The sequence below is a fragment of the Sorangium sp. So ce385 genome (assembly GCF_051474135.1).
Taxonomy (GTDB): Bacteria; Myxococcota_A; Polyangia; order Polyangiales; family Polyangiaceae; genus Sorangium; species Sorangium cellulosum_D.
This window is the reverse complement of sequence record NZ_CP150337.1, coordinates 12,880,387-12,904,423: the sequence shown is the minus strand read 5'-3', so window position 1 is coordinate 12,904,423 and position 24,037 is coordinate 12,880,387. Positions and strand designations below refer to the sequence as shown.

The window sequence follows — 24,037 nt, the reverse complement described above, 5'->3', positions numbered from 1 at the left end:
CTTGCCGAGCGTACACGGCTGCGCCAGCACGCCGTAGCGGCTGCAGGGTACGAGGCTTCCAACGCCGTCGCCCGATGCGTCCCCTGTCGTGGTACGCGCCCGGGGGGTCACAGGGAACGACGTGCCGTTCAACACCGACCCGCGGATGGTCACCCGAGGACCCCGTCGAGCCCGACGGCGAGTGCTGGTCGCTCGAGAGCACCTTCCGTGATGCCAAGGAGAGACACGCGATCGGCTGCGAGCAGCCGCGCTCCGAGGTAGCGCGGGTCGCGTAAACCGCTCGGGTCACCTGCTTCTTTACGTCCTCGCGATGCTCCGCCGGGTCCGATGCGTTGCAAGGTCCGCTGGGCGAAGCCGATCACACCGTCCCGGTGCTCGCCCAGGAGCTCCAAGACCCTGCCAGCCTTCGCTCCGGCAAGGCTCGTGGCGAACACTTCGGGATGCCCGCGGGGGCCAGGAACTTTTGAAACGCGCTCCGACGCAGGCGCCAGACGGGGTTGGGCCGAAGCTCGCGGCGCGAGCTCTCCCGGGTTGGTGCCGGTCGAGGCCTCGGGAGCTGTCGGCGAGTTCATCACCACCTGCGCCGCTTGTTCAGCAGGGGCGAGAGCGCGCACGGCCAGCACGGCGCGCGCAACCTCGTGAAGGATGCCCACCGATCGAGACCGACGAGCGCGACGGCATCGGGAGCGAGCGCACGCATCAGACCTACGTTCGTCACTCCCGGCCCAAGGGGGAGAAGAGCGCGCCGGCGCTCTCGAAGGAGACTCCGGGCGCCTTTTACCTCCCTGCACACATCGTCACGACCTCCAGCGAGAGGCGCTGGCGCAGAGGCGAGATGGTGCTGGCGCAGCGGCGCGCCGCCAGGTGGGTGAGAGCGGCTCCGGGAAGCGGTAGGTGCCGGCTCCGGGCTCGGGCTGAACCGAGCTGAAAGCGGCCCAGCTTTTCGGCGCCGCGCACCGGTAGCGCGTCACGCCCGACTCGATGCGCTTCAGGCCGCAGACCTTGTCGCCGCGCGCTGCCAGCGTGGTGACGAGCTCAATCATCGTATGTGTCTCGCCCACGCCCGTCCTGCTTCCGGCCCTCGCGACCTAGAACAGCTCTGTTTCACGTGAAACAGGAGGTCTCTCATCGCAGCCCTCGCCCACACCTATCGAGGGTACCGTTGGAACGCGCCCCGATTTTGGAGCCAGAAGGGGCGTGGGCCGGCTGGAAGCTGGCGGCAGATCCGGTCGCGTTCGGGCGTGACCTGGCCTGCCTTCGAGCGTGCGGAGCTAGGCGCGGAGTCGCGCCAGGACGAGCTCGGCTGCGGCAAGCGATGCGGGCGCGGTGGGTTCCGCACGCGGCATCTCCACGGCCCCCGTGGCGATGCTCAGCGCTTCGAGCTCTCCCGCGTTGGTGCCGGTCGAAGCATCGGGAGCTGCCGGCGGGTTCAGCACCACCTGCGCCGGCGGCAAGCCCGGGGCGAGAGCGCGCAGGGCCAGCACGGCGCTGGCAACCTCATGAAGGATGCCCAGCCGGTCGAGGCCCACCAGAACGACGGCATCAGGAGCGAGCGCGCGCACGAGGTCCGCGTTCGTCAGTCGCGGCCCGAGAGGGGAGAGGAGCGCGCCGGCGCTCTCGATGATCACCCAGGGCGCCTTTTGCCTCGCGACCCACGACGTCACGACATCCAGCGAGATGGCGGTGGCGCAGCGGCGCGCTGCCAGGTGCGGCGAGACCGGCTCCCGGAAGCGGTACGGCGTCGGCTCGGGCTGAACCGAGCTGACGGCGGCCAGCTGATCGGCGTCGCTTGCCGAGACGCCGTCCACACCCGACTCGATGGGCTTCAGGCCGCAGACTTCGTCGCCGCGGGCCGCCAGCGCAGCGACGAGCGCGACCGTCGCGTGCGTCTTGCCTACGCCGGTCCCGGTTCCGACCACCGCGACCCGGAGCTGACCAGTTTCACGTGAAACAGGTCGGCCTCTCATCGCAGCGCCTCGCGGAACCCTGCGAGGGCACGCTCGACGTCGGCCTCGGAGAGCGACGCGCTAGCGGTGATGCGGAGCCGCGATGTGCCCGCCGGGACCGTCGGCGGGCGGATCGCCTGGACGAGGATGCCCTCCCGTGCGAGGCGCTGGGACATTTCCACGGCGGCACCCGGCGACTTCAAGATCCAGGGGAGGATGGGGCCCGACGAACCCGGGAGAAGCGGGGCCCCCAGCGCGTGCAGGCCAGCGCGGAGCTGGCGCGTGACCGCGGCCAGTCGTGACCGACCTGCATCGTCGGCAGCAACACGACGGACGCGGTCCACCGACGCGAGCGCCACCATGGGGCTGATGCCGGTCGAGAACACGAAGCTCCTCGCGCGGTTCCACAGGTAAGTCCGCAAGGTCGAGGAGCCCGCGACGAAGGCGCCGTGGAGTCCGATCGACTTGCCGAGCGTGCCAATGAGCACGTCGGGGCGAACGCCGACCTCGGAGCTCAGGCCAGCGCCGCGCGGCCCATGGATGCCGAGGGCATGCGCCTCATCCACCACCAGCGCGGCGTCATGACGGTCGCACAGCTCGCGGAGGTAGCGCAGGTCGGGGCTGTCGCCATCCATGCTGAAGAGCGACTCGGTCACGACCCACCGGCGGCGGGCGCCCCGGCCGCGCACGAGAGCGCTCTCGACCGCCTCCGCGTCAGCATGGCGGACCACCTCGATGGCCGCTCCCGAGAGGCGGCAGCCGTCGATGAGTGAGGCGTGGTTCAGGGCATCCGAGACGATGACGTCCCCCGGCCTGGCCAGCGCGGCGACGGTGCCGACGTTGGCCGCGTACCCCGAGGAGAACAGGAGCGACGCCTCCATGCCCAGCCACGCGGCGACCTCGCGCTCGGCCAGGAGGTGGGCTTCGTGCGTCCCGCTCACGAGACGGGACGCGCCCGCACCGCTCGCGGCTCCGCCCTCCGACAACCAGGGGAGAGCGGCGTACCCGAGGTAGTCGTTCGAACACAGCACAAGCATCCCCGGACCAGCCGCGGTGGCCGGAGGGGTGCGCAGCAGGCCCGCGCGCTCCAGCTCGGAGAGCTCGTCCTGCAGGTGACGAAGGGCGTTCCCCCCTTCGAGCGTCGACGTGGGCGGGCGGGGAGGTTCATCCATGGGTGCAGGCATGCGATCTCCGTCGGCAGCCGGGCCAGTCCGTCGGACCGCGCGGCGCATGAGGATTCACGCTCAGGGCGTGCTGCCGTTCGCTTCGCCGGAAGACGGCGAGTCCGGGCCGACGCCGAGCACCGCGTCGACCCGCTGCAGGATCCGGCCGAACGCATCCCGCGCGCGACCGGCGATCATGGCCGTCCGGGACCGCTCCTGCTCCAGGTCGTGCGCGAGCGCGATCGCCGCCAGCAACATGGCCTGCGGTGTCACAGCGCGGCCGGCGGGCACAACCGTGGCGAGCTTCTGGTCGACGACAGCCGCGAGCCGCTGGAGCTCTTCATCGCTCGCGGAAGTCACCACGCGGTAGGTCTGACCCCCCACCCGTAGCTGCACGGTGCGGCGCGCCATAGCCCCCGGACGCTACCATGAACCCCGCCGGGCGCGCAGAGCGGGCTGCACCGTGCGAACGGAGTGACTCGCCGGTGACAAACGCGACCAACGAGCGCGCCGAGACCCAGAGACGCGCTCCGCGATCGGACCGCAGCGTCACACGCGCAGCTCGCCCGGAGAGACGAGCTCCGCGACGTGGCCGGAGCCTCACGGTCGCAGCTCGCCCGGAGGCGCTCGCAGCTCGCCCGGAGAGACGAGCTCCGCGACCTGGCGGAAGACCCGAAGCGCGCGCCGAGACACGACCGCCGTCGACCCGACGGCGCACCCTCGGCAGCCGCGCAGGACGACGCGGATCGGAATTCAAACGCGCTCCCCGGCAGCGCCCTGTAGCATCGCCACCATCATGCCTACGGCGGGCCTCCCAGCTGCCTTGGTTGCCGCCCTCCTGGGGGTCGCTCTCGCGCACGGAACGGCCCGCGCCGAACCCCAGGCGAGCGTCGGCGTCACCCTCGGCGTTGCCGGCACCGGCCTCGAACGGCAGTGGTGGGATGCCACCTCCTTTCACGCGGGGCTGCGAGGCGACGTCCTGTTCGGCCGCGGCGCCAATGACGACTTCGGCGTCGGTCCCTACGCCGAGGTGCTCACCAACGGGTTCGACGAGCTCCAGGCCGGCGCGGGTGTCTCGGCGCTCGCACCCGTCCTCGATCTGTTCCCGCTGATCGTCTCCACCGGCCTCTACGGTCGGTGGAGCGACGACGCCGACGCGCTGGAGCCGGGGATCGCCGCCGCCGTCTTCTGGGGCGCCCGCAGCTACAACTTCCACGCGCCCTATGTGATGAGCACGGGGCTGCTCGCCCAGATGCGGCTCGGGCTCGGCGCCTCCAAAGAGACCGCGATCGTCCTCGCTGCCCAGCTCGACGTCGCGCTGCTGGGCCTCCCGTTCGTCTATCTCTTCAATGTGCTGGCGGGACCGTCGCCGGAAGCGGCCCCGGTGCGGCGCGCTGAAGCGGCGCGGTGACGGCACCCCGGGCCACCCGCCCGGGGTGGGCGCCCCGGGTTGCCGGGTCGGCAGAGAGCCCTCGAGGAGGGCCGGGCGCGGGCTACAGGCCGAAGCTGTTGATGTAGTCGGCGCAGGTCTGACCGAGGTTGCGGCAGTCCTGCGGCCCTCGCTGGCCGGCGCAGGTCGCCTCGACCTCGTCGTTGTCCTCGCACTCCTCGCTGGCGGAGCTGACGCAGCAGGTCGGCGGCGACACGTCGACGCACCGGCTGCACGCGAAGCAAACCCGGATCGGGTAGGACCACTCGGCGGTCTCGACCTCCTGCCCACCCAGCGTCCTGCCCCGCACCACCACCGTCGCCACCACCTGGACGTCGCGGCCGAGCCTCGCGGCCTGGCCGCGCAGGGTGTCCATCGTGGCGCCGTCGAGCAGGAGCACCTCGGCGCAGTTGTAGCCGGCGTCGCTGCCCGTCCCGGGATCGACCATGCCCGTGATCGGAACCACGTAGCCCTCGGTCACGGCGTTGCCCTCGATGTCGTCCACGCGGACCTCCGCCTCGTAGAGGTGGATGCGCGATGTCTCGGTGCGGAGCACGTCCGAGTCGCCTCGCTCCACGATCTGGTTACCCACGAGGAGCGTCGCGCTGTGGCTGCCCGCGTACGCGGCGTCGACGGCGTCCTCGGTCCAGAACGGCTCTTCGGGGCCGCAGGTCACCGTGCAGTCCCCCGTCCGCGCCATGCGCATCCGGACGAACAGGCTGCTCTCGTTATCGGCGCATGCAGACGCGAGCAGGCCGCCAGACACCGCGAGCAGCGCGAGCGCACAGAGCCTCCTCGCGAGGCCGGACGTCGCGGCCACCGACCCTTCTCCTTCATCAGCCATGGCAAACGCCTCCACCGCGGAAATGAGCATCAGCGGCGACTATCGAAGACCGCTGGCGCAAGTCGCCCCTGCCGGATCGTGTTGCGCGAGCCGACCCACGACCTGGCCGAAAAGAGTAGCGGGTCGGCGCGCCGAGCGGCAAATTCGCGGTGGCCGGATGCCGCCGAAGCCGACGTAAGCTGAGTGACCGGAGTGACCGGAGTGGCCGGAGTGACGTTGACCGCGCCTCGCGGGAACCACGCGTGAGCTCGAGATACGCTACGATGCCGGCGTCCCGATGAGCAAACCCGAGGAGAGCGATCCCGTCGCCGCGTGGAGCCGCCTCGCGATCACCGAGCGCGCCGAAAGCGTACGCATCTCGGTCCAGGTGCGCCCCAAGTCGTCGCGCTCCGCCATCGTCGGGGTGCGGGAAGGGGCGCTCGACGTGTCGCTGACCGCGCCGCCCGTCGACGGCGCCGCCAACGCGGAGCTCGTCAAGCTGCTCTCGCGCGCGCTCGACGTGCGCCAGAGCGATGTCCAGATCACCCTCGGCGCGAGCGGCAGGAGCAAGGTCGTCGCCGTCCGCGGGCTCAACGAGACCGAGGCGCGAGCGCGGCTCGCCGGGGCGAAGCGATGAAGGAAAACGTCGTCCGGTTCGAGAAGTGGGAAGGTCTTGGCAACGACTTCATCCTCGTCGAGGCGGTCCCGATGACCGCCGAGGCGGCGCGGCGCCTCTGCGATCGCCGGTTCGGGATCGGCGCCGACGGCGTGCTGGTCATCGATCGCGAGCGGCGCGAGCGGCCCACGATGCACGTCTGGAACGCCGACGGGAGCCGCCCGGAGATGTGCGGCAACGGCATCCGCTGCGTCGCGGCCTACCTCGTCTCCCGGGGGACACCCCAGAAGGCGCTCACCATCGCGACCGACGCCGGCGACAAACGCTGCGAGGTCACCCGAGCAGGGGACCGCTTCGACGTGCTCGTCGGCATGGGCCGCGCCCGCCTGGGCGAGCCGCTCGTGGTCACCGCGCTCGGCGCGGAGCACCGGTTCGCGACGGTGGACGTCGGCAACCCGCACGCGGTGACGTTCGACCCCTACACCGAGGACACGATCGACGAGCTCGGGCCGATCGTCGCGACCACGCCGGCCGAGGGCATCAACGTCGAGTTCTGCCGCGCTCGGCCGACCGAGCAGGCCGAGGGCGCGTGCATCGACGTGACCGTCTGGGAGCGGGGCGTGGGCCGGACGCTGGCGTGCGGCACCGGCGCCTGCGCCGTGGCGGCCGCGGCGTGCGCGCAGGGCCGCGCGCCGTACGGAGCGCCCGTCCGCGTGGTGCTGCCCGGCGGCTCGCTGCGCATCACCGTCGCCCCCGGATCCCTGGAGCTGCTCATGCAAGGCCCGGCGCGCCGGGCGTTCTCGGGCGAGGTGGTGATCGCGTGACCGCCTCGGTCGAGGGGGTCTGGAGCCCGAGCCGGGCGCCGGTCCACGAGATCTCGCTCAAGGTGCTCGCCGTCATCGCCGACGAGGCGACCCACACGCTGTTCTCGCGGGTCATCACGTCGGACGAGCTGATGCTCGCCAGCGATCTCGCGGAGGGCATCGCCCTGGCCGAGACCGCGGCGCCCGACGTCGCCTTCATCGACGTCGGGCTCGGCGACGGGGCCGGCCTCGCGATGGTCCACCACCTGAAGGCGCTCGCGCCCGAGGCGACCGTCTTCGCCCTGGCGACGCGGGCGCAGCTCGAGGCGGGCGCCCACGCGGTCGCGCTCGGCGGCGCCGGGCTCTTCCTCCTGCCGCTCGGCGGGGACGAGGTGCTGAACGCGGTCGGCTCGGTGCGGGTGCGCTTCGCGGAGCGCGCGCTCCGGGTGCAGCTGGAGCAGGAATCCGCGCGCAGCGCCCGGGCGGCCGGGTGGATCGCCCGCGTGGCCGAGCTCGCCGACGCGCGCGACCGCAACGCGGCGGCCCAGCAGGTCGCCGAGGTGTTCGTCGAAGCGACCGGCGCGGCCGCGGCCGCCGTGTACCTGACGGTCGGAGAGCGCTCCACCGAGCTGACCCGCTCGGCGCTGACCGGGCCGCTCGATCGCGCGCCGGCCTACGGGAGCGAGGCCGACATCCTCGACTTCGCCCGGCGCGAGCAGCTCATCGTCGTGCCGCTCGCCCTCCGCAGGCTGTCCGCGGGGCACCTCCTGCTCCAGAAGGAGCCCGGCCGCAGCTCCGCGTTCCCGTCGGTCAGGCGCCCCGACAGCAGCGCCTCGACGTCCCGGCGCGCCCCGCTCCTCGACGGCCTCGTCAAGCTGCTCGCCACGCAGGCGACGACGGCGCTCGCCCTGCTCGGCGAGCGCGAGCGCTCGACCGGCGGCGCCGCGATGAAGGACCCGGCGTCGAGCGCCTACTCGTTCGCGTACTACGTCGACGTCGCCGGCCGGGAGATCGACAAGGCCAAGCGGCACGGCCGCCGGTTCACGATCGCGACCATCGTCATCGAGCCCGACGCGACCGCCGCGCCGGAGCGCCTGGACGACCTCGCCTACTGGCGCGCCACGCCGCCGCCCCCCGCGAGCGGGCTCAACCCCGGTCAGGTCGCCGAGCACCTGCTCCGCGCCGTGCGCGACACGGACATCCTGGCCCGCGTCGACGAGAACGAGTTCCACCTGCTCATGCCCGAGACCGCCGGGCTGGAGGCCCACGCCTGCCATCGCCGGATGCTCTCGCGCGTCGCCGGGAGCGAGAAGCGGGCCGGGTACCTGCCGAAGGGGCTACTCGTCGGGATCGCCACCTTCCCCCACGACGGCCAGGGGCTCGCGCAGCTGCTCCGCATCGCCCGGCGGCGCGCCGAGGCCACGAAGTCCTCGATCCTGCACCGCATCCCGCAGGATCGGCGGAGCATCGGCGAGATCTTCAGCCTGCTCGTGCGCGAGGCCCCGAACGCCGAGGGCCCGTCCGCGATCTCGGCGCCCCGGGCGCTCGACCTGTCGGTGTCCGATACGGTCCTGCTCGCGACCTCGGTGATCCGGAACGCGCTCCGCGGGGGCGCCGTGCTCATCCTTGTCGCCCACCACGACGGGCTCAGCCTGGGCGCGCAGGTCAAGGCGCTGCTCGCGTCGCCGCGCGACGACGTGGTGGTGCACGCGCTCGACCTCCGATCGGCGCCGGGGTGCGACGACATCGAGGCGCTCTGCGTCCTCGCGGAGCACGGCGCATACGCCCTCGTCGGGCGGAACCATGGGGGCTTCGTGAAGGGTATCCACGCCGCCGATCCGCTGCTCGCGGACTTCCTCGCCGAGCGGCTCGGCCGCGCGGCCGGGCTGCGGGTCTTCGGCTGACTCGGAGGGCGCCGTCCAGTGTCGCGAAGGGTGCTGTTGGTCGATTCGGACGTGGACGCGCTCGGCGCGCTCGCGTCGGCGCTCAGGGCGCGTGGTCTCACCGTGACCAACGCGAACGGCGCGTTCGAGGCCGTGGAGCAGGCGTTCAAGCGCCGCCCCGACGTCGTGCTGGCCGCGCGGGCCCTCGACGAGGACAGCGCGCTCGCGGACGCGTTCGCCGCCGTCCCCGACCTCGCCGATACCCCCATCCTGTTCGTCGTCGACGGCGCCGAGGGCGAGCTCGGCCCCGACGACGTCCTGCGCAGCGACGTGGATCACATCGTCTCGCGCATCACCGAGGCGTCCCCGCGCGGCTCCAAGCCGACGGCGCTGCAGGAGATCCGCGGCGATCTCCAGCAGGTCCCGCTCGTCGACCTGCTCCAGCTGCTCGCGATGAACCGCCGGAGCGGCGTCCTCGGGATCACCACGCCGGCCGGCGCCGGCGAGCTCCGGCTCTCGGCAGGGGAGGTGATCGACGCCGTCTACCGCCGCCTCGAGGGGGAGAAGGCGCTCTACCGGCTGCTCGGCGAGCGTGACGGGCAGTTCGCGTTCTCCCCCGGCGAGCCGACCAGCGCGCGCCGGCTCATCGCGCCGACGTCGCGGCTCCTGATGGAGGCGCTCCGCCAGGTCGACGAGGTCCAGCGCCGCCGCGCCGAGCTCGCCCCGGCCGGCGAGGCCTTCCTGGTGACCGAGCCGTCGAGCGACGAGCTCGACCTGACCCCGCTGCCGAGCCACGAGATCTTCAGCGCCGTCGCGATCTCCGGCGGCGCCCTCGCGGCGGACGACGCGAGCGCCGCGACGTCCGTGCCCGACATCACGGCGCCGGCGCCCCTGGCGATGCCGGCCGGCGCGGCCCGGGGCGGCCGGGGTTCGATGCCGCCGCCGCCGACGCTCCGCGCGGCCGAGTCGACGGCGCCCAAGCTCGAGGCGACGCGCTCCCCGACGGCGCCGCCGCCGTCGCTCGGGGAGCCGACGGAGCGCGCGATCGTGGCCGAGAAGCTCACGGCGCTGCTCCAAATGCCCCACAACCTCGACGAGCTGCTCGACGAGATCGGCGCGCCGGATCTCCTGATCCTGGAGGTCCTGATGGAGCTCACGGAGGCCGGGAAGATCCGCCGCATCTCGCTCGCCGACCTCACCACGCCGTTCGCGCCGCCGGAGCACTTCCCGGTGCTCCGGTCGCTGGTGACGCGCCTCTCCCGGCCGGGCTTCGCGCCGCCGCCGCACCTCGTCATCGCCGCGAGCGCGCGCCGCATGACGATGCTCTCCCACGCGGTCCGCCGCATCGCGGACGCGATCGTCCCGGCCGAGCCGCCGCCGCACGCGCCTCTCCCGAGGCCGCTCGGCGTGATCCGGCTCGGCGACGGGGTCGAGCTCGCCCTGATCGGCCTCCCCACCGAGGAGAGCTTCGCGCCGACCTGGGCGCTCGCCCTGCACGGCGCGGCCGCGGTCGTCCGGCTCGGCGACGCCAGGGAGGACGCGCTGGCAGCGCACTGCGAGGCGCTCGAGCTCCTCTTGCTCGACGCAGAGGCCATGATGGGTCCGCTCGATTTGGCCTCTCCCGGACAGATCACGCTGCTCGTCCGCGCCGCGCTCGAGGCCGCCGCAGGGGTGTGAGCAGCCGACACGAAGGTTGATTCGAACGGATCTTCCGAGGTTTCTCGCCTCGAAAACCAGCCGACGTATCGGCGCTTGCAGCGTTGCAAGGGCGGGTTTCTGCTATCGTCGTCGACGCCCTCGCGTTCAGCAGCTCGCGAGGAGAGGAGCGCGATCGTGCTTATCGGAGTCCCCAGGGAGATCAAGACACGTGAATACCGCGTCGGCATGACGCCCGCGGGAGTCCGGGCCATGGTCGGCCACGGGCACAGGGTCCTCGTGGAGTCCGGCGCAGGCGAGGGCAGCGGGCTGACCGACGAAGCCTACGCGCGCGCGGGCGCCGTCATCGCGCGATCGGCGGCGGAGGCGTGGAGCGCCGATATGGTCGTGAAGGTGAAGGAGCCGCTCCCCTCGGAGTACGGCCACTTCCGCCCGGGCCTCGTCCTCTACACGTACCTGCACCTGGCCGCCGAGCCCGATCTCACGAAGGAGCTCGCCCGGCGCGGCGTGACCGGCGTCGCGTACGAGACGATCCAGCTCGAGGACGGCTCGCTGCCGCTGCTCCGGCCGATGAGCGAGGTGGCCGGCAGGATGGCGGTGCAGGTCGGCGCCTCGTGCCTCGAGAAGGAGCGGGGCGGCAAGGGCGTGCTCCTCGGCGGGGTGCCGGGCACGCGGCGCGGTCGCGTGGTGATCCTCGGCGGCGGCGTGGTCGGGCGGAACGCGGCGACCATCGCGGTCGGGATGGGGGCGCAGGTCACCGTGCTCGACGTGCGCGCCGAGACGATGAGCTACCTCGAGGACGTCTTCGGCGGCGCGATCGAGACGCTCTACTCGAACGCGGAGAACATCGAGACGATGTGCGAGCGCGCCGATCTCGTGATCGGCGCGGTGCTCGTGCCCGGCGCCAAGGCGCCCCTGCTCGTGACCGAGGACCTCATCCGCCGCATGGAGAAGGGGACCGTCGTGGTCGACGTCGCCGTGGATCAGGGCGGCTGCATCGCGACCTGCCGCCCGACGACCCACGACAACCCGACCTACGAGGTGCACGGGGTCGTCCACTACTGCGTCGCCAACATGCCGGGCGCGGTGTCGCACACGAGCACCTGGGCGCTCACGAACACGACGATCGGCTACGCCGTGGCGATCGCCAACCAGGGCATCGCGGCCGCCGCCAAGGCCGACCGGTCCGTGGCGCTCGGCATCAACACCCACGGCGGACACGTGACCTACGGCCCCGTCGCCGCAGCCCACCGGTTGGAGTACGTGCCGGTCGAACGCGCCCTCGGTTGATCCCGGAGCGCGACCCCGTGGCAGCCGGCAAGAAGAAGAAGATCGCGATCATCGGCGGCGACGGCATCGGTCCGTCCGTCACCGCCGAGGCCAGGCTCCTGCTCGAGCTCTACCAGGCGCGCGCAGGGCTGCCGATCGACCTGTGGGACCTCGACCTCGGCGCCGACCGGTACCTGCGCGACGGGACGACGTTCCCGAACCAGATCCAGGTGGCGATCCAGCGCGAGTGCTCGGCGGTGCTCCTCGGCGCGCTCGGCGATCCGCGCGTGCCGAACCTCGAGCACGCGCGCGACATCCTCTTCGGGATGCGCTTCGGTTACGACCTCTACGCCAACGTGAGGCCGGTCCGGGCCCTGTCCGATCGGCTCGTCCCGCTCAAGGGGCGCGCGGCGAAGGACATCGACTTCGTCGTGTTCCGCGAGAACACCGAGGGCATCTACGTCGGGATGGGCGGCCAGTTCAAGCGCGGCACCCCGGACGAGGTCGCCATCAACGAGGACGTGAACACGAGGAAGGGGGTCGAGCGGATCATCCGCGCGGCCTTCGACTACGCGCGCGCGACCGGCCGGACGCGGGTCACGATGGCGGACAAGTCGAACGCGATGCGACACGCGCACGAGCTGTGGTTGCGGGTCTTCCACGAGGTGCGCGCCCAGTACCCGGAGATCCAGTCGAACCACGTCTACGTGGACGCCCTGTGCCTGTACCTCATCCAGGATCCGTCGCAGTTCCAGGTCATCGTGACGAACAACCTGTTCGGCGACATCGTGACCGACCTCGGCGCGGCGCTGCAGGGCGGGCTCGGCATGGCCGCGAGCGCGAACGTGCACGCGTCCGATCCGGCGCGGGTCGCGCTGTTCGAGCCGGTCCACGGGTCGGCGCCGCCGCTCGCCGGCAAGGACGTGGCGAACCCGTTCGCGGCGATGCTCACCGCCGGGCTGCTGCTCGCCCACCTCGGGTGGCCCGAGGAGGAGCGCCGCATCGAGCGCTGGGTCTCCCAGGCGCTCGACCAGGGGATGTGCACGGCCGACGTCGGCGGCACCCTCGGGACGCGGGCCGCAGGGGCCTGGGTCCGGGAGCAGATCGCCGCGGAGCTGGGCTCGCCGTGAGGTGACCCGGGGGCCCGGCGCGGCGGCCGCGCGGGCACGATCGCCGAGAAGTTCGGGTGTCCGATCCTCCTGTGATACGGGACCGCCAATGGGCGTAGGATCGAGGGCGGTGGAGCACGCGGGGCCGCGGAGCAATGCAGCGAGCGAGGCTCGGCACGAGCGGCTGGGCGGGGCGCGGGCCGAGTTCGTGGCGAACCTGGGTCGCCGTGTGGCGGAGCTCCGCGCGGTGCTCCGGCGGATCGAGGCGGACGACGATGCGCCGCGGCTCATCGAGGACCTGAAGCGGCGCCTTCACTCGCTCGGCGCCGGGGCGCGGCTCCTGCGCTTCGCGCGCGTCGCCGAGCGGCTCGCCGAGGGAGAGTCGACGCTCGCCGCCGCGGCCGGCGGCCGGCTCACCGGCGAGGCCGCCGCGGCCCTGGGGAAGGTGCTCGAAGAGCTGCCCGCCCTCGCGTGGGGCCAGGCGGCGATGGGCGAGCCGGCGGCGGCGCCGCGCGAGCAAGCGATGGCGTCACGCGAGCAGGTGATCGCGCCCCGCGAGCCGGCGGCGGCGCAGGGCGCACGGGCGGGCGCGGCGGGCGCGCGCAGCGCCGGCGCCGGGCAGGAAGAGGCCGCGGGCGGCGCGAAGGGCCAGGCCTCGACCTGGATCGCGGGCGTGAGCAACGGCCGCGCGCTCGCCCCCGCGCCGCTCACGCTCGACGACGAGGAGGAGGCGAGCGCGCGCCCGTCCTCGCCGCGCAGCGCGGAGCAGGCGCGCTCCGCCGAGGCGCAGGAGACCGCGCCGCTCGAGGCGCCGATCACCGTCCTCGTCGTGGGCGGGGCGCCGCTCGCCGACGCGCTCGATCCGGAGAGCGCCGGCGCCGGGCCGTCGTTCGAGGTGGAGCGCACCGACGAGATCGAGACGGCGATCGATCTCGCGCGCGCGTTCGCGCCGGACGTGGTCCTGCTCGACGCGGATCTGCCGGGCGCGCGCAGCCTCGCGGAGGCGCTCGCCGCCGACCCGCTGACCGACCTGGTCCCGGTCGTCGCCGTCGGGCGCTTCGCGCGGCCCGAGGACGCGGCCCCGTACGTGGCGCTCGGCGCCGCGCGCGCGCTCGCGAAGCCGGCGTCGCCCGACGCGGTCCGGCGCGCCGCCGCGGAGGCAGCGGCGAGCTGCGTGCGCCTCCGCCAGCCCGCGCGCGCGCCGCTCGGGGCCGTCAGCCTCGACGATCTCGGGGCGCGCCTCGCCGAGGAGCTGCGCCGCGGGCTCTGCGACGCCGCCGAGCCGAGGAGCCGCGGGGCGCACGTGGACCTCGGCGACGGCGCCGAGGTGCTCGCGGCGCTCTGGGGCGCGGTGGCGCGCATCCGCGATCTCGTGACGATCCGCTCGCACGGCGGCGTGCGGTTCACGCCGAACGGGCCGGAGGGCGCGCTGCCGCTCGCGCCGTGGATGACCGCGCCGGGCGCGCCCGAGGGCGAGCGCTCGCGGCTGCACAGCGAGATCCGCGCGAAGGCGCCGGCGCGCGGGGCCGCGATCGCCGCGGCGCCGATCGACGCGGCGCTCGACGCGATGGACATCGTGGTCGCGGACGACGATCCGGCGGTGACGTGGTTCCTCGCCGGCGTGCTCCGGGCCGCGGGCGCGCAGGTGCACGAGGCGCACGACGGCGCGCGGGCGCTCGACCTCGCGTACCAGACGACGCCGGACCTCGTCGTGAGCGACGTGCTCATGCCGCGCCTCGACGGCTTCGCCCTCTGCCGCGCGCTCAAGCGCGACGTGGCGCTGCGCGACGTGCCGGTGATCCTGCTGTCCTGGAAGGAGGACCTGCTCCAGCGGCTCCGCGAGCTCGGCGCTCAGGCCGATGGCTACCTGCGCAAGGAGGCGAGCGCCGCGGCCTTCGTGCAGCGGGTGAACGAGGTCCTGCGGGGCAGGCGGCGCGTGGCCGAGCGCATCGCGACCGGCGGCGAGGTCCGCGGGCGGCTCGACGGCATGACGACGCGGACGCTGCTGTCGCTCGCGTGCGCGCGCCGGCCCGACGCGCTCGTGTCGGTGCGCGACGCCGCGTTCCTCTACGAGGTGCTGATCAAGGACGGCCGCCCGGCGGCCGCGACCCGGACGGCGCAGGACGGGACGTTCCACCGCGGCCCCTCGGTGCTCGCAGCGCTGCTCGGCGTCGGTTCGGGCCGCTTCGCGGTGGCGCCCGCGCCGGAGGACGAGCTCCGGGCGCCGCCGCGCCCCGGGTTCGAGGGGACCCTCGCGGAGCAGCTCGTGCCCGCGATCGCCGGGGCCCGGGCGGCGCAGCGGCTGCTCCACGGGCCGCCCCTGCTGCAGGTCGAGCGCGTCATCCTCGATCTGGAGGGGATGGGCGCCACCACCGACGCGACGCCCGAGCCGGCGCGGGCGCTCCTCCGGGCGCTCGCCCGGGGGAGCTCGCCGCGATCGATCATCACCTCGGGGGAGTTCGCCGCGAGCCTGGTCGAGGACGTGCTGAACGACGTCGCGGCCCGCGGCGGGGTGCGGCGCGTGATCGGCCGCGAGGGCGAGGATCTGCTCGCCCCCGCGGTGGTCCGCGAGGAGGAGACGCTCCGCGGCGTGCGGCGGCCCTCGGAGCGGGCTGCGCCGGCCGTGGCGCTGCCGCCGGAGCTCGGCGAGGGCGGCGCCGCGTCGTCGCGCGCGCCGGTCGAGCTCGGCGACGACCAGCTCACGGTGGTGCCCGGCTCGGTGGCGCCGGTCTCCGCGGCGGTGGCGTCGGGCGCGGCGGCGTCGATCCCGGTGGTGTCGGCGCCCGGATCGGCGGCGTCGATCCCGATGGTGTCGGCGGCGCCGGCGTCGATCCCGGTGGTGGCGGTGGTGTCGGTGCCCGGGTCGGCCGCGTCGATCCCGGTGGTGTCGGCGGCGCCGGCGTCCGGGCCTTCGGCGTCGATCCCGGAGGTGTCGGTCGACGGCGAGGATGAGACCGCGTTCGCGAGCGCGCGCAGGGCGCTGGCGAGCGCCAGGATCCCGAGCGACCTCGCCGAGCTCCAAGGCGATGTGGCCAGCGCGCGCGCGACGTGGACCACGCCGGCCGAGGCCGCGGCGCTGGCGGCGGGCGTGACGCCGGCCGTGCCGGGCGTGGCGCCGGCGCCGGCGCCGCGCAGGCCGGAGGCCACGCTGCCCGCGCTCGAGGTCCCGAAGCCCGAGCGGCTCCTGACGCTCGGCTCGCTCCCGCCGCCCCCGGTCGTCGAGGCGCCGGCTCCGCCGCCCGCGGCGCTCCGAGCGCCCGCGCCCCCGGCGGCGCGGGGCGCGGCGTCCGGCCCGGCGCCCAGCGTGGACGAGTCGCCCACGCCGCGCCGGGTGCGCCGGCCGTCGGCGTACGTGCCCACGCCGCCGCAGCCGGTCCGCGACAACCGCATGACCATGTGGGTCCTCTTCGCGGTGGCGGCCTTCGTCTTCGCGGTGGCCGCGCGGCTGTCGCGCGATCACGAGCTGCAGACCGCCCCGCAGCCCGCCCAGCCGCCGAGCCCGCCAGCGGCAGAGCCGCCGGCCGCCGCGGCGCCGGGCGCTGCCGGCCCGGCGGGCACTGCGGCGCCGAGCGCCGCCGGCCCGGCGGGCGCCGCCGCGGCGCCGGCCGCGGCGGCCGCCGGGCCGGTCGGCGAGACGACCACGAACCCCGTGCTCCCCGAGGATCTGCCGCTCGCCGCCGAGCACAAGGTCCCCGAGGGGCACGGCATGCTGGAGGTGATCGCCGGATCGGGCGACACGCTCTTCGTGGACGGGCGCAAGGTGGGCACCGGCAGCGCCAAGCTGCCGCTCGCGCCGAAGGACGGCGCCTACGAGATCCGGGCGAAGCTCCGGGACGAGGAGCGGGTGCGCTTCGCGCTCGTCAAGGCCGGCCGCCTCACCCGGCTCCGCATCGCGCCGCCGTGGCGCCGCTGAGCACGACGGCGGCGCTGTCCAGGCCGCCGCGACCGCCCGCGCTGCCCCCGGCGCCGGGCCGCGGGCAGCGAACCCCGCTCGTGGTAGAGCACGCCCCGTGCGCGCCCGCGTGATCCGACCCCACCACCCCTCTGCCGCGCTCACGCTCCTCTCCGCCGCGGCCGCGCTCCTCTCCGGCTGCACCGGGTGCGAGACGTCGACCCGCGAGCTCCCGGCCGGCGCCGCCGCGGCTGCGTCCGCGAGCCCCGCAGCGACCCCGCTGCCCCCGGCCCGCGACCTCGTGCACCTCGTGGATGAGCTGCGCAACTGCGACATCGAGCACCGGGGGCTCCTGTTCGACACCGGCGCCGGCGCCCTCCTCGGCCGCTTCGCCTGGCAGGGGACCGTGCCCACCGGCATCGACGCGGTCGAGCACGCCGGATCCACCTGGGCGCGCATCTCGGAGCGGCAGATCAAGCTCACGTTCCTCCTGCCGTCCGCGAGCCCCCTCTTCGTGTCCGCCCGCGCGGTCGGCCTCGCTTCCCGTTACGCCACGGTCTCGCTGGACGACCAGCTCCTCGGGACCCTCCGCTTCCAGCGCGACCAGATCCGCATCGCCTCGACCCCGACCACCACGCTCCCGGCCGACCCCGGCCTGCACACCCTCACGATCCGGTTCTCCGGCCGGCTCCGCGAGGGGGAGTCGTTCGCCGACATCGACTGGGTCCGCATCGGCATCCCCGACGAGGACCCGGCCACCTACGGCCCTCCGACCCTGCGCGACGTCGTCGCGCCCGCCGCGGCGCTGTCGGGCGTCCCGCACCGGTCCATCGCGCTGCGCGCCCCGGGCGCCGTCCGCTGCACCTTCCGCCCGTCCAAGGTGACCCGCCTCCGCACGGCCGTCGGCGCGCTGGGCGCCGGCGAGGGCGACGCCGAGATCCGCGTCCTGCGCGATGGCCAGGAGCCGCTCGCGCTCCATCGCGTCCACGTCGAGGGCGGCGACAAGGCGACCTGGACCGACGTCGAGCTGCCGCTCGCGCCCTTCGAGGGCTCCCTCATCACCCTCGAGCTCCGCGCCACCGCCGCGGCCCGCGGCGGCCGTATCCTCTTCGGGGACCCCGTCCTCGCCGGATCGGCGGAGCCCCCGCCGCCCGTGCCCGCGGCGCGCGCCGTCGTGATCGTCGCCCTGAACGGGGTCGAGCGGCCCGATCTGCCCCCCTGGAGCGGCCGCCCGGAGCCGCACCTCGCGACGCTCTCCGAGCTCGCCACGTCCGCGACGACGTTCGATCACCACCGGGGCCCGAGCACGGTCGTGTCCGCCGTGATCGCGTCGCTGCTCACCGGGCTGCCGCCGCCGGCCCATACCGTCACCGACACCGGGGCCCGCCTCCCCGCCCGCATGACCACCATCGGCTCCATCGCGAGCGACAGCAGCATCCGGACCGGCTTCTTCACCGGCGTCCCCACCACCTTCCGGGCGTTCGGCTTCGGACCCGGCTGGTCCCGCGTCCTCGAGCACCCCCCGACCAGCGGCGAGCCGGCCACCACGCCGATCGACGCCGCCGCCGCCTGGATCAACGAGACCGTTCGCCAGGACGCCGGCAACCGCCTGCTCGCGTTCGTCCACGCGCGCGGCGGCCACCCGCCCTGGGAGGTCGGCCCGAAGGAGCTGAACGCCCTCAAGCCGGCCGACTACGCCGGCCCGATCGAGCCGCGCCGCGCCGCCCAGGTCCTGGCCAGGCTGCGCAACCGGCGCCGCGACGTCCTCAGCCCCGACGATCGGGACCGGATCCACGACCTCTTCTCCATCGCGCTCGCCGGCCAGGACCGCGCGCTCGGCAACCTCATCGGGACCCTCAAGGCCGCTGGCCTGTGGGACGAGACCCTCTTCATTGTCACCGGCGACCTGGCCAGCGGTCGCTCCGACGCCACGCTCTACGCCGAGAGCCTCGACCTCCAGGAGCCGGTCCTGACGCTCCCGCTTTATGTCCACTTTCCCGGCGATCTTTACGCCGGCCAGCGCATCTCTGCCCCGACCGAGATCCTCGACATCACGCGCACCGCCGTCGCCGCCCTCGGCCTCTCGTTCGCCCGCGAACCGCTCGGGAAGGACCTGGCGGCCGTCGCCTCGGGCCTCCAGGGCGTCGAGCGCGACCCCCAGATCGCCGCCCTCGGCGATCGCTACTCCACGCGCTGGGGCAACCTCGTGCTTTCGGGGCGGCTCGGCGTGCCCCCCTTCCTCTGCGACCTCAACGTGGACCCGACCTGCGCGTTCAACCGCCGCGAGGTGATGCCGCTCGCCACCCTGTCGCTCTTCCGGCGCACCGTGACGTTCGACCTGTCCGTACGCGCGCCCGCGGCGCAACGGGAGCCGGCCACGATCGACGCGGAGACGGCGGCCGTGCTCAACGTATGGGGCGCGCAGTGACGCCCGCGCGACGCCGCGCCGGCGCGGCGTCGCGCTGACGATGGCCCGCTGACGGCGCCCGGCGGCGCGCGCCGCCGCGGGGCGCAGGCGAGGGCGTCCGCGACATCGCGCAGGCCGCGCACGCCCGCGCTCCGCGACGCCATCTGCCCCGCTGCGAGGCAGCCTGCCCCGCTCCGCGCTCGCGCGCGGCGTCGATCGATCGATCGAGCGATCGACCGATGGGCGACCCATCGGCCGACGTACGCCCGCGCCCGCGCGTGCGCGTCACGCCCGCCGCGCGCGCGATGGCGTGCGCGTGATGCGCTCGCTCCGCGCGCGCCGGGCGCCTGGCATGCTTCGCGCAAACGCCGCAGACCGCACAGGCAAAGCGCCTCGATGGCGCTTCATCTTTCCGTGAGAGGAGTCCCCGCATGAAGGCGACCGACCTATTGAAGGAGCAGCACCGGGAAGTCGACGAGCTCTTCGAGCGCATCGCGCAGGCCGACACCAACGAGATCGGCGCGCTCCGAGACGAGCTCGTGGCGAGCCTCGTGGGCCACGCGGCCATCGAGGAGGAGCTCTTCTACCCCGCGACCCGGGAGGCGCTCGGCGCCTCCCCCCTGATCCCGACCTCGTACGAGGAGCACTCCCTGGTCGAGATCATGTTGCAGAAATTGCTCAGCACCGAGCCGGGTGACGAAACCTTTCACGCCAGGCTGGGTGTGCTCAAGGAGCTCGTGCGACACCACGTCGAGGAGGAGGAGCAGGAGCTCCTGCCCCAGGCCGAGCGCGCCATGGGCGCCGACCGCCTCGAGGAGCTCGGGGCCCGCCTGGAGGCGCGCTTCGACCAGGTGCGCGAGGGCAACGTCGAGGCGCTCCTGAGCCAGATCGTCGCGAAGAGCATGCCCGCCGCCGGCGGCCGCCGCACGCGGGCCGCGAAGCCTGCGGCGCGCAAGGCGGCGGCCAAGCGTCCGCCCGCGAAGCGCGCGTCGACGCAGCGCGCCGAGACGTCGCGGGGCGCCCCGAAGGGCCGCCGCGGCGCCGCGGCCACGACCGGACGGAAGAAGGCGGCAGACGCGGCGCCGGCGAAGACGGGGCGGGCCGCGCCCGCGCGCAAGACGGGCCGGGCGACGACGAGCCGGACGACGGCGAGCCGGCCGGCGAAGACGAGCCGCACGGGCCGCAAGGGCGGTCGCACGAGCAACGCCTCCGCGCGCTGAAATCGCGGCACGCCCGGGGGGCGCCGCGGAATGCGGCGGACGTCGTGGAATGCGGCGGACGCCGGCGAACGTCAGCGGCGCGGGGTCCGTCCGGAGGGGACGGCGGGCCCCGCGCCTGCATCGAGGTCGAAGAGCAGGAGCGTGCCGCCGGCCTTCGGGGCAGCGGCCTTCGCCGGGCCGGCCTTCGGGGCAGCGGCCTTCGCCGGGCCGGCCTTCGGGGCAGCGGGCTCCGCCGCGACCTCCTCCAGCAGGGAAGGGTCGTCGTGGCCGACCGCGTTGACCCGCGGCGAGACGGCGCGCGCCGCGAGGGAGCCGCGCGGCGCCGGCCGGAGCAGCGCCTCGACGCGATCCGCGTCCGATTCCCCGCCGTCGCCGACGCCCAGCCAGAGATCCACGTCCTCGGGCGCGAGGAGGACCGGCATGCGGTCGTGGACCTGCGCCACGTCGGCGCTCGCCTCCGTGGTCAGGATCGTGAAGCGGACGTCGATGTCGCCCGCGTCCGGATCCTTCGCCAGCTGGTACAGCCCCGCCATGCGGAGCATCCCGCCCCCGGCAGGGTGGAACCACGTCGGCCGCCGCGCGCCCTTCGGCCCGCTCCACTCGTAGAAGCCGTCCGCGGGCACCACGCACCGGCGCGCCGCGAACGCGCCGCGGAACGTCGGCTTCGTCCGCGCGCTCTCGGCCCGCGCGTTGGCGAGGAGCGAAGGCGCCGCGCCGCCCCCGGCGAAGCGGCCGGTGAACCCCCAGGTCGCCGCCACGAGCTCCCGCTGGCCGCCCTGCGCGCGCAGCACGGGGTGGACGGTCGACGGGGCGATGTTGTACCGGGGCCGGTAGAGCGCGGCCGCCTTCGGGTCGGCGGCGATCGCCCGAGCGGGGCCGCCGTCCGCGGCGCCCGCGCCGAGGTACGCCTCCAGCATGGCGACGAGGGATGCGAAGTCCGGAACAGCGAGGGTAAAGCGCGCGCACATAACACTAGATTAGCGCCATCGGCGCGCCTACAAGGGCGCTCCGGACGTTGGAGGAGGCCGCATGGTCGACAGCTTTGGCACGAAGAGCACGCTGACGGTTCAAGCCGATACGTACACCTACTACAAGCTCACCTCGCTGGCGCAAGGCGGCGCTTCGATCGACAAGCTCCCCTTCTCGCTCCGCATTCTCCTGGAGAACCTCCTCCGGCACGAGGACGGGCGCGTGGTGCGCAAGGACCACGTGGAGGCCGTCCTCAACTGGGACCCCAAGGCTCGCCCCTCGCAGGAGATCGCCTTCCACCCGGCGCGCGTGCTGCTCCAGGACTTCACCGGCGTCCCGGCCGTGGTCGACCTCGCGGCCATGCGCGAGGCGCTCGCGAAGCTCGGCGGCGACTCGCTCAAGATCAACCCGCTCCAGCCCGTCGACCTCGTGATCGACCACTCGGTCCAGGTCGACAAGTTTGCGTCCTCGACGGCCCTCAAGGTGAACGCGGCGCTCGAGTTCGAGCGCAACGAGGAGCGCTACGCCTTCCTCCGCTGGGGGGCGCAGGCGTTCACCAACTTCCGCGTGGTGCCGCCCGACCAGGGCATCTGCCACCAGATCAACCTGGAGTACCTCGCCGGCGCCGTCATGCGGCAGGGCGCGCTGGTCTACCCGGACACGCTCGTCGGCACCGACTCGCACACCACCATGATCAACGGGCTCGGGGTCGTCGGCTGGGGCGTCGGCGGCATCGAGGCCGAGGCGGCGATGCTCGGCCAGCCGCTCTCGATGCTCATCCCCGAGGTCGTGGGCTTCAAGCTCCACGGCAGCCTGCCCGAGGGCGCCACCGCGACCGATCTCGTCCTCACGGTGACGCAGATGCTGCGGCAGAAGAAGGTCGTCGGGAAATTCGTGGAGTTCTACGGCCCCGGCCTGAGCGCCCTCTCGCTCCCGGACCGCGCCACGATCGCCAACATGGCGCCCGAGTACGGCGCCACCATCGGCTTCTTCCCCGTCGACGACGAGACGATCGCCTACCTGCGCTTCACCGGCCGGCCCGCCTCGCTCGTCGCGCTCGTCGAGGCCTACTACAAGGAGCAGGGGCTGTTCCGCACGGACAACACCCCGGATCCGGTCTTCAGCGACACGCTCGCGCTCGACCTCGGCGACGTCGAGCCGTCGATCGCCGGCCCGAAGCGGCCGCAGGACCGCGTCCGGCTGCGCGACGCGAAGCGCACGTTCCGCGCCTCGCTCCAGGGCATGCTCGAGAAGGAGTTCGCCGCCGCCGAGCCGGCCGCGGTGAAGGCGTTCCTCGAGGAGGAGACCGGCGCGGCCGCCGCGCGCGCGCCCGCGCTCGAGAAGGTCATGCGCCCGGCGGAGATCACCGAGGGCGACGCGCGCTACACGCTGCGCCACGGCTCGGTCGTGATCGCCGCGATCACGTCGTGCACCAACACCTCGAACCCGGCGGTCATGCTCGGCGCGGGCCTGCTCGCGAAGAAGGCCGTCGAGCGCGGGCTCACGGTGAAGCCGTGGGTGAAGACCTCGCTCGCCCCCGGGTCCAAGGTCGTCTCCGACTACCTGAAGCAGGCCGGGCTCCTGCCGTACCTCGAGGCGCTCGGCTTCCACCTGGTCGGCTACGGCTGCACGACGTGCATCGGCAACTCCGGGCCGCTGCCCGACGTGATCGGCGACACGGTCCGCCACAACGATCTCGTCGTGGCGAGCGTCCTGTCCGGCAACCGCAACTTCGAGGGCCGCATCAACCAGCACGTGCGGATGAACTTCCTCGCCTCGCCGCCGCTCGTCGTCGCCTACGCGCTGCGCGGGGACGTCGACGCCGACCTCTTCAAGGAGCCGGTCGGCACCGATCGCAACGGCGAGCCGGTGTACCTCAAGGACATCTGGCCGAGCTCGACCGAGGTCAACGAGGCGATCCGCACGGCGGTGCGGCCCGAGCAGTTCCAGGCGCAGTACGAGAACGTGTTCGCCGGCGACGAGGAGTGGCAGAAGCTCTCGATCCCGGGCGGCCAGACGTTCGCGTGGGACGATTCCTCGACGTACGTGCGCAGGCCGCCGTTCTTCGAGGGGCTGTCGAAGGACCCGGAGCCGCTCGTCGACATCCGGGGCGCGCGCGTGCTCGCGCTGCTCGGGGACTCGGTGACCACCGATCACATCTCCCCGGCCGGCAACATCGCCAAGAACAGCCCGGCCGCGAAGTACCTGGTCGAGCACGGCGTCGCGCCCGCCGACTTCAACTCGTACGGCGCCCGCCGCGGCAACCACGAGGTGATGATGCGCGGCACGTTCGCGAACATCCGCCTGAAGAACCTGCTCCGCCCCGGCGAGGAGGGCGGCATCACGGTGCACCTGCCCGACGGCGAGAAGACGACGATCTACGACGCGGCCATGCGGTACAAGGCGGAGGACGTGCCGCTGCTCGTGATCGCCGGCGCCGAGTACGGCACCGGCTCGTCGCGCGACTGGGCGGCGAAGGGGACGAAGCTGCTCGGCGTGCGCGCGGTCATCGCGAAGAGCTTCGAGCGCATCCACCGGTCGAACCTGGTCGGCATGGGCGTGCTCCCGCTCGAGTTCGCGCCGGGCGAGGACGCCGGGACGCTCGGGCTCACCGGGCGCGAGGTGTTCGAGATCGCCGGCATCGCGGACAACCTCACGCCGGGCAAGAAGCTCAACGTCGTCGCGACCGGGGAGGGCGGCAAGACGACGACGTTCACGGTCACCGCGCGCATCGATACGCCGAACGAGGTCGACTACTACCAGCACGGCGGCATCCTCCAGTTCGTGCTGCGCAGCCTGGGCGCCACGGCCTAGCGCGCCTCGCCGCACCGCTCCCCGCCGCGCCGGGCGGC

Annotated in this window: 16 protein-coding genes; 11 read left to right on the top strand and 5 right to left on the bottom strand. The window is 73.8% G+C overall.

The window, feature by feature from the left end; genetic code table 11:
- Positions 1-1,271 precede the first annotated feature (1,271 nt).
- From bioD to zapA, 3 genes are all read right to left on the bottom strand, one after another.
- Positions 1,272-1,967 carry a dethiobiotin synthase gene (bioD, locus tag WME83_RS47280; RefSeq protein WP_437316280.1) on the bottom strand — a complete coding sequence of 232 codons (696 nt, stop codon included), beginning with the start codon at positions 1,965-1,967 and terminating at the stop codon, positions 1,272-1,274.
- Complete coding sequence (locus WME83_RS47275) at positions 1,964-3,118, bottom strand: aminotransferase class I/II-fold pyridoxal phosphate-dependent enzyme (RefSeq protein ID WP_437316279.1); 1,155 nt, start codon at positions 3,116-3,118, stop codon at positions 1,964-1,966. The genes bioD and WME83_RS47275 overlap by 4 nt, the downstream gene beginning before the upstream one ends.
- A 72-nt stretch (positions 3,119-3,190) precedes the next feature.
- The gene (gene zapA / locus WME83_RS47270) at positions 3,191-3,520 is read right to left on the bottom strand and encodes a cell division protein ZapA (RefSeq protein WP_437316278.1); all 330 of its coding nucleotides are present in this window, start codon (positions 3,518-3,520) and stop codon (positions 3,191-3,193) included.
- A gap of 412 nt (positions 3,521-3,932) precedes the next feature.
- On the opposite strand from zapA, the gene WME83_RS47265 reads away from it, so the two are divergent.
- Entirely contained in the window at positions 3,933-4,520 is a 588-nt protein-coding gene (locus WME83_RS47265; protein ID WP_437316277.1) for a hypothetical protein, read from the top strand.
- An 82-nt stretch (positions 4,521-4,602) separates the two neighbouring features.
- Here WME83_RS47265 and WME83_RS47260 read toward each other — a convergent pair whose 3' ends face one another.
- Positions 4,603-5,382, bottom strand: coding sequence for a hypothetical protein (locus tag WME83_RS47260; RefSeq protein ID WP_437316276.1), 780 nt, complete (start codon positions 5,380-5,382; stop codon positions 4,603-4,605).
- A gap of 277 nt (positions 5,383-5,659) precedes the next feature.
- On the opposite strand from WME83_RS47260, the gene WME83_RS47255 reads away from it, so the two are divergent.
- The 9 genes from WME83_RS47255 to WME83_RS47215 all read left to right on the top strand — a co-directional run bounded on the left by WME83_RS47255 (position 5,660) and on the right by WME83_RS47215 (position 20,216).
- Positions 5,660-5,998, top strand: a complete 339-nt coding sequence (locus tag WME83_RS47255) for a DUF167 domain-containing protein (RefSeq protein ID WP_437316275.1) — start codon at positions 5,660-5,662, stop codon at positions 5,996-5,998.
- Positions 5,995-6,801: a diaminopimelate epimerase gene (dapF, locus tag WME83_RS47250; protein WP_437316274.1), complete on the top strand. Its 807-nt coding sequence runs from the start codon at positions 5,995-5,997 to the stop codon at positions 6,799-6,801. Before WME83_RS47255 ends, dapF begins: the two co-directional genes overlap by 4 nt.
- On the top strand, positions 6,798-8,684 hold the full coding sequence (locus tag WME83_RS47245) for a diguanylate cyclase domain-containing protein (protein ID WP_437316273.1): 1,887 nt from the start codon (positions 6,798-6,800) through the stop codon (positions 8,682-8,684). The genes dapF and WME83_RS47245 overlap by 4 nt, the downstream gene beginning before the upstream one ends.
- A 36-nt stretch (positions 8,685-8,720) precedes the next feature.
- Positions 8,721-10,340 (top strand): DUF4388 domain-containing protein, encoded by a 1,620-nt coding sequence (locus WME83_RS47240; RefSeq protein ID WP_437316272.1) that lies wholly within the window; start codon positions 8,721-8,723, stop codon positions 10,338-10,340.
- Between the two features lie 156 nt (positions 10,341-10,496).
- The gene (gene ald, locus WME83_RS47235; protein ID WP_437316271.1) at positions 10,497-11,609 is read left to right on the top strand and encodes an alanine dehydrogenase; all 1,113 of its coding nucleotides are present in this window, start codon (positions 10,497-10,499) and stop codon (positions 11,607-11,609) included.
- A 17-nt stretch (positions 11,610-11,626) separates the two neighbouring features.
- On the top strand, positions 11,627-12,718 hold the full coding sequence (locus tag WME83_RS47230) for an isocitrate/isopropylmalate dehydrogenase family protein (RefSeq protein WP_148314520.1): 1,092 nt from the start codon (positions 11,627-11,629) through the stop codon (positions 12,716-12,718).
- 109 nt (positions 12,719-12,827) lie between these two features.
- Positions 12,828-16,610, top strand: a complete 3,783-nt coding sequence (locus WME83_RS47225) for a response regulator (protein ID WP_437316270.1) — start codon at positions 12,828-12,830, stop codon at positions 16,608-16,610.
- Between the two features lie 109 nt (positions 16,611-16,719).
- Positions 16,720-19,017, top strand: a complete 2,298-nt coding sequence (locus WME83_RS47220; RefSeq protein ID WP_437316269.1) for a sulfatase-like hydrolase/transferase — start codon at positions 16,720-16,722, stop codon at positions 19,015-19,017.
- 410 nt (positions 19,018-19,427) lie between these two features.
- Positions 19,428-20,216, top strand: a complete 789-nt coding sequence (locus WME83_RS47215) for a hemerythrin domain-containing protein (protein ID WP_437316268.1) — start codon at positions 19,428-19,430, stop codon at positions 20,214-20,216.
- A gap of 71 nt (positions 20,217-20,287) precedes the next feature.
- Here WME83_RS47215 and WME83_RS47210 read toward each other — a convergent pair whose 3' ends face one another.
- Positions 20,288-21,133 carry an SOS response-associated peptidase gene (locus tag WME83_RS47210; protein WP_437316267.1) on the bottom strand — a complete coding sequence of 282 codons (846 nt, stop codon included), beginning with the start codon at positions 21,131-21,133 and terminating at the stop codon, positions 20,288-20,290.
- Positions 21,134-21,245: 112 nt separating this feature from the next.
- Here WME83_RS47210 and acnA point away from each other — a divergent pair, with 112 nt between their 5' ends.
- Complete coding sequence (gene acnA, locus WME83_RS47205) at positions 21,246-23,999, top strand: aconitate hydratase AcnA (RefSeq protein ID WP_437316266.1); 2,754 nt, start codon at positions 21,246-21,248, stop codon at positions 23,997-23,999.
- The last annotated feature ends 38 nt before the right edge of the window (positions 24,000-24,037 follow it).

Coding starts and splice junctions, on each gene's coding strand:
- bioD (WP_437316280.1), bottom strand. CDS start 1,967: ATGAGAGGCCGACCTGTTTCACGTGAAACTGGTCAGCTCCGGGTCGCG.
- WME83_RS47275 (WP_437316279.1), bottom strand. CDS start 3,118: ATGGATGAACCTCCCCGCCCGCCCACGTCGACGCTCGAAGGGGGGAAC.
- zapA (WP_437316278.1), bottom strand. CDS start 3,520: ATGGCGCGCCGCACCGTGCAGCTACGGGTGGGGGGTCAGACCTACCGC.
- WME83_RS47260 (WP_437316276.1), bottom strand. CDS start 5,382: ATGGCTGATGAAGGAGAAGGGTCGGTGGCCGCGACGTCCGGCCTCGCG.
- WME83_RS47255 (WP_437316275.1), top strand. CDS start 5,660: ATGAGCAAACCCGAGGAGAGCGATCCCGTCGCCGCGTGGAGCCGCCTC.
- dapF (WP_437316274.1), top strand. CDS start 5,995: ATGAAGGAAAACGTCGTCCGGTTCGAGAAGTGGGAAGGTCTTGGCAAC.
- WME83_RS47215 (WP_437316268.1), top strand. CDS start 19,428: ATGAAGGCGACCGACCTATTGAAGGAGCAGCACCGGGAAGTCGACGAG.
- WME83_RS47210 (WP_437316267.1), bottom strand. CDS start 21,133: ATGCTGGAGGCGTACCTCGGCGCGGGCGCCGCGGACGGCGGCCCCGCT.
- acnA (WP_437316266.1), top strand. CDS start 21,246: ATGGTCGACAGCTTTGGCACGAAGAGCACGCTGACGGTTCAAGCCGAT.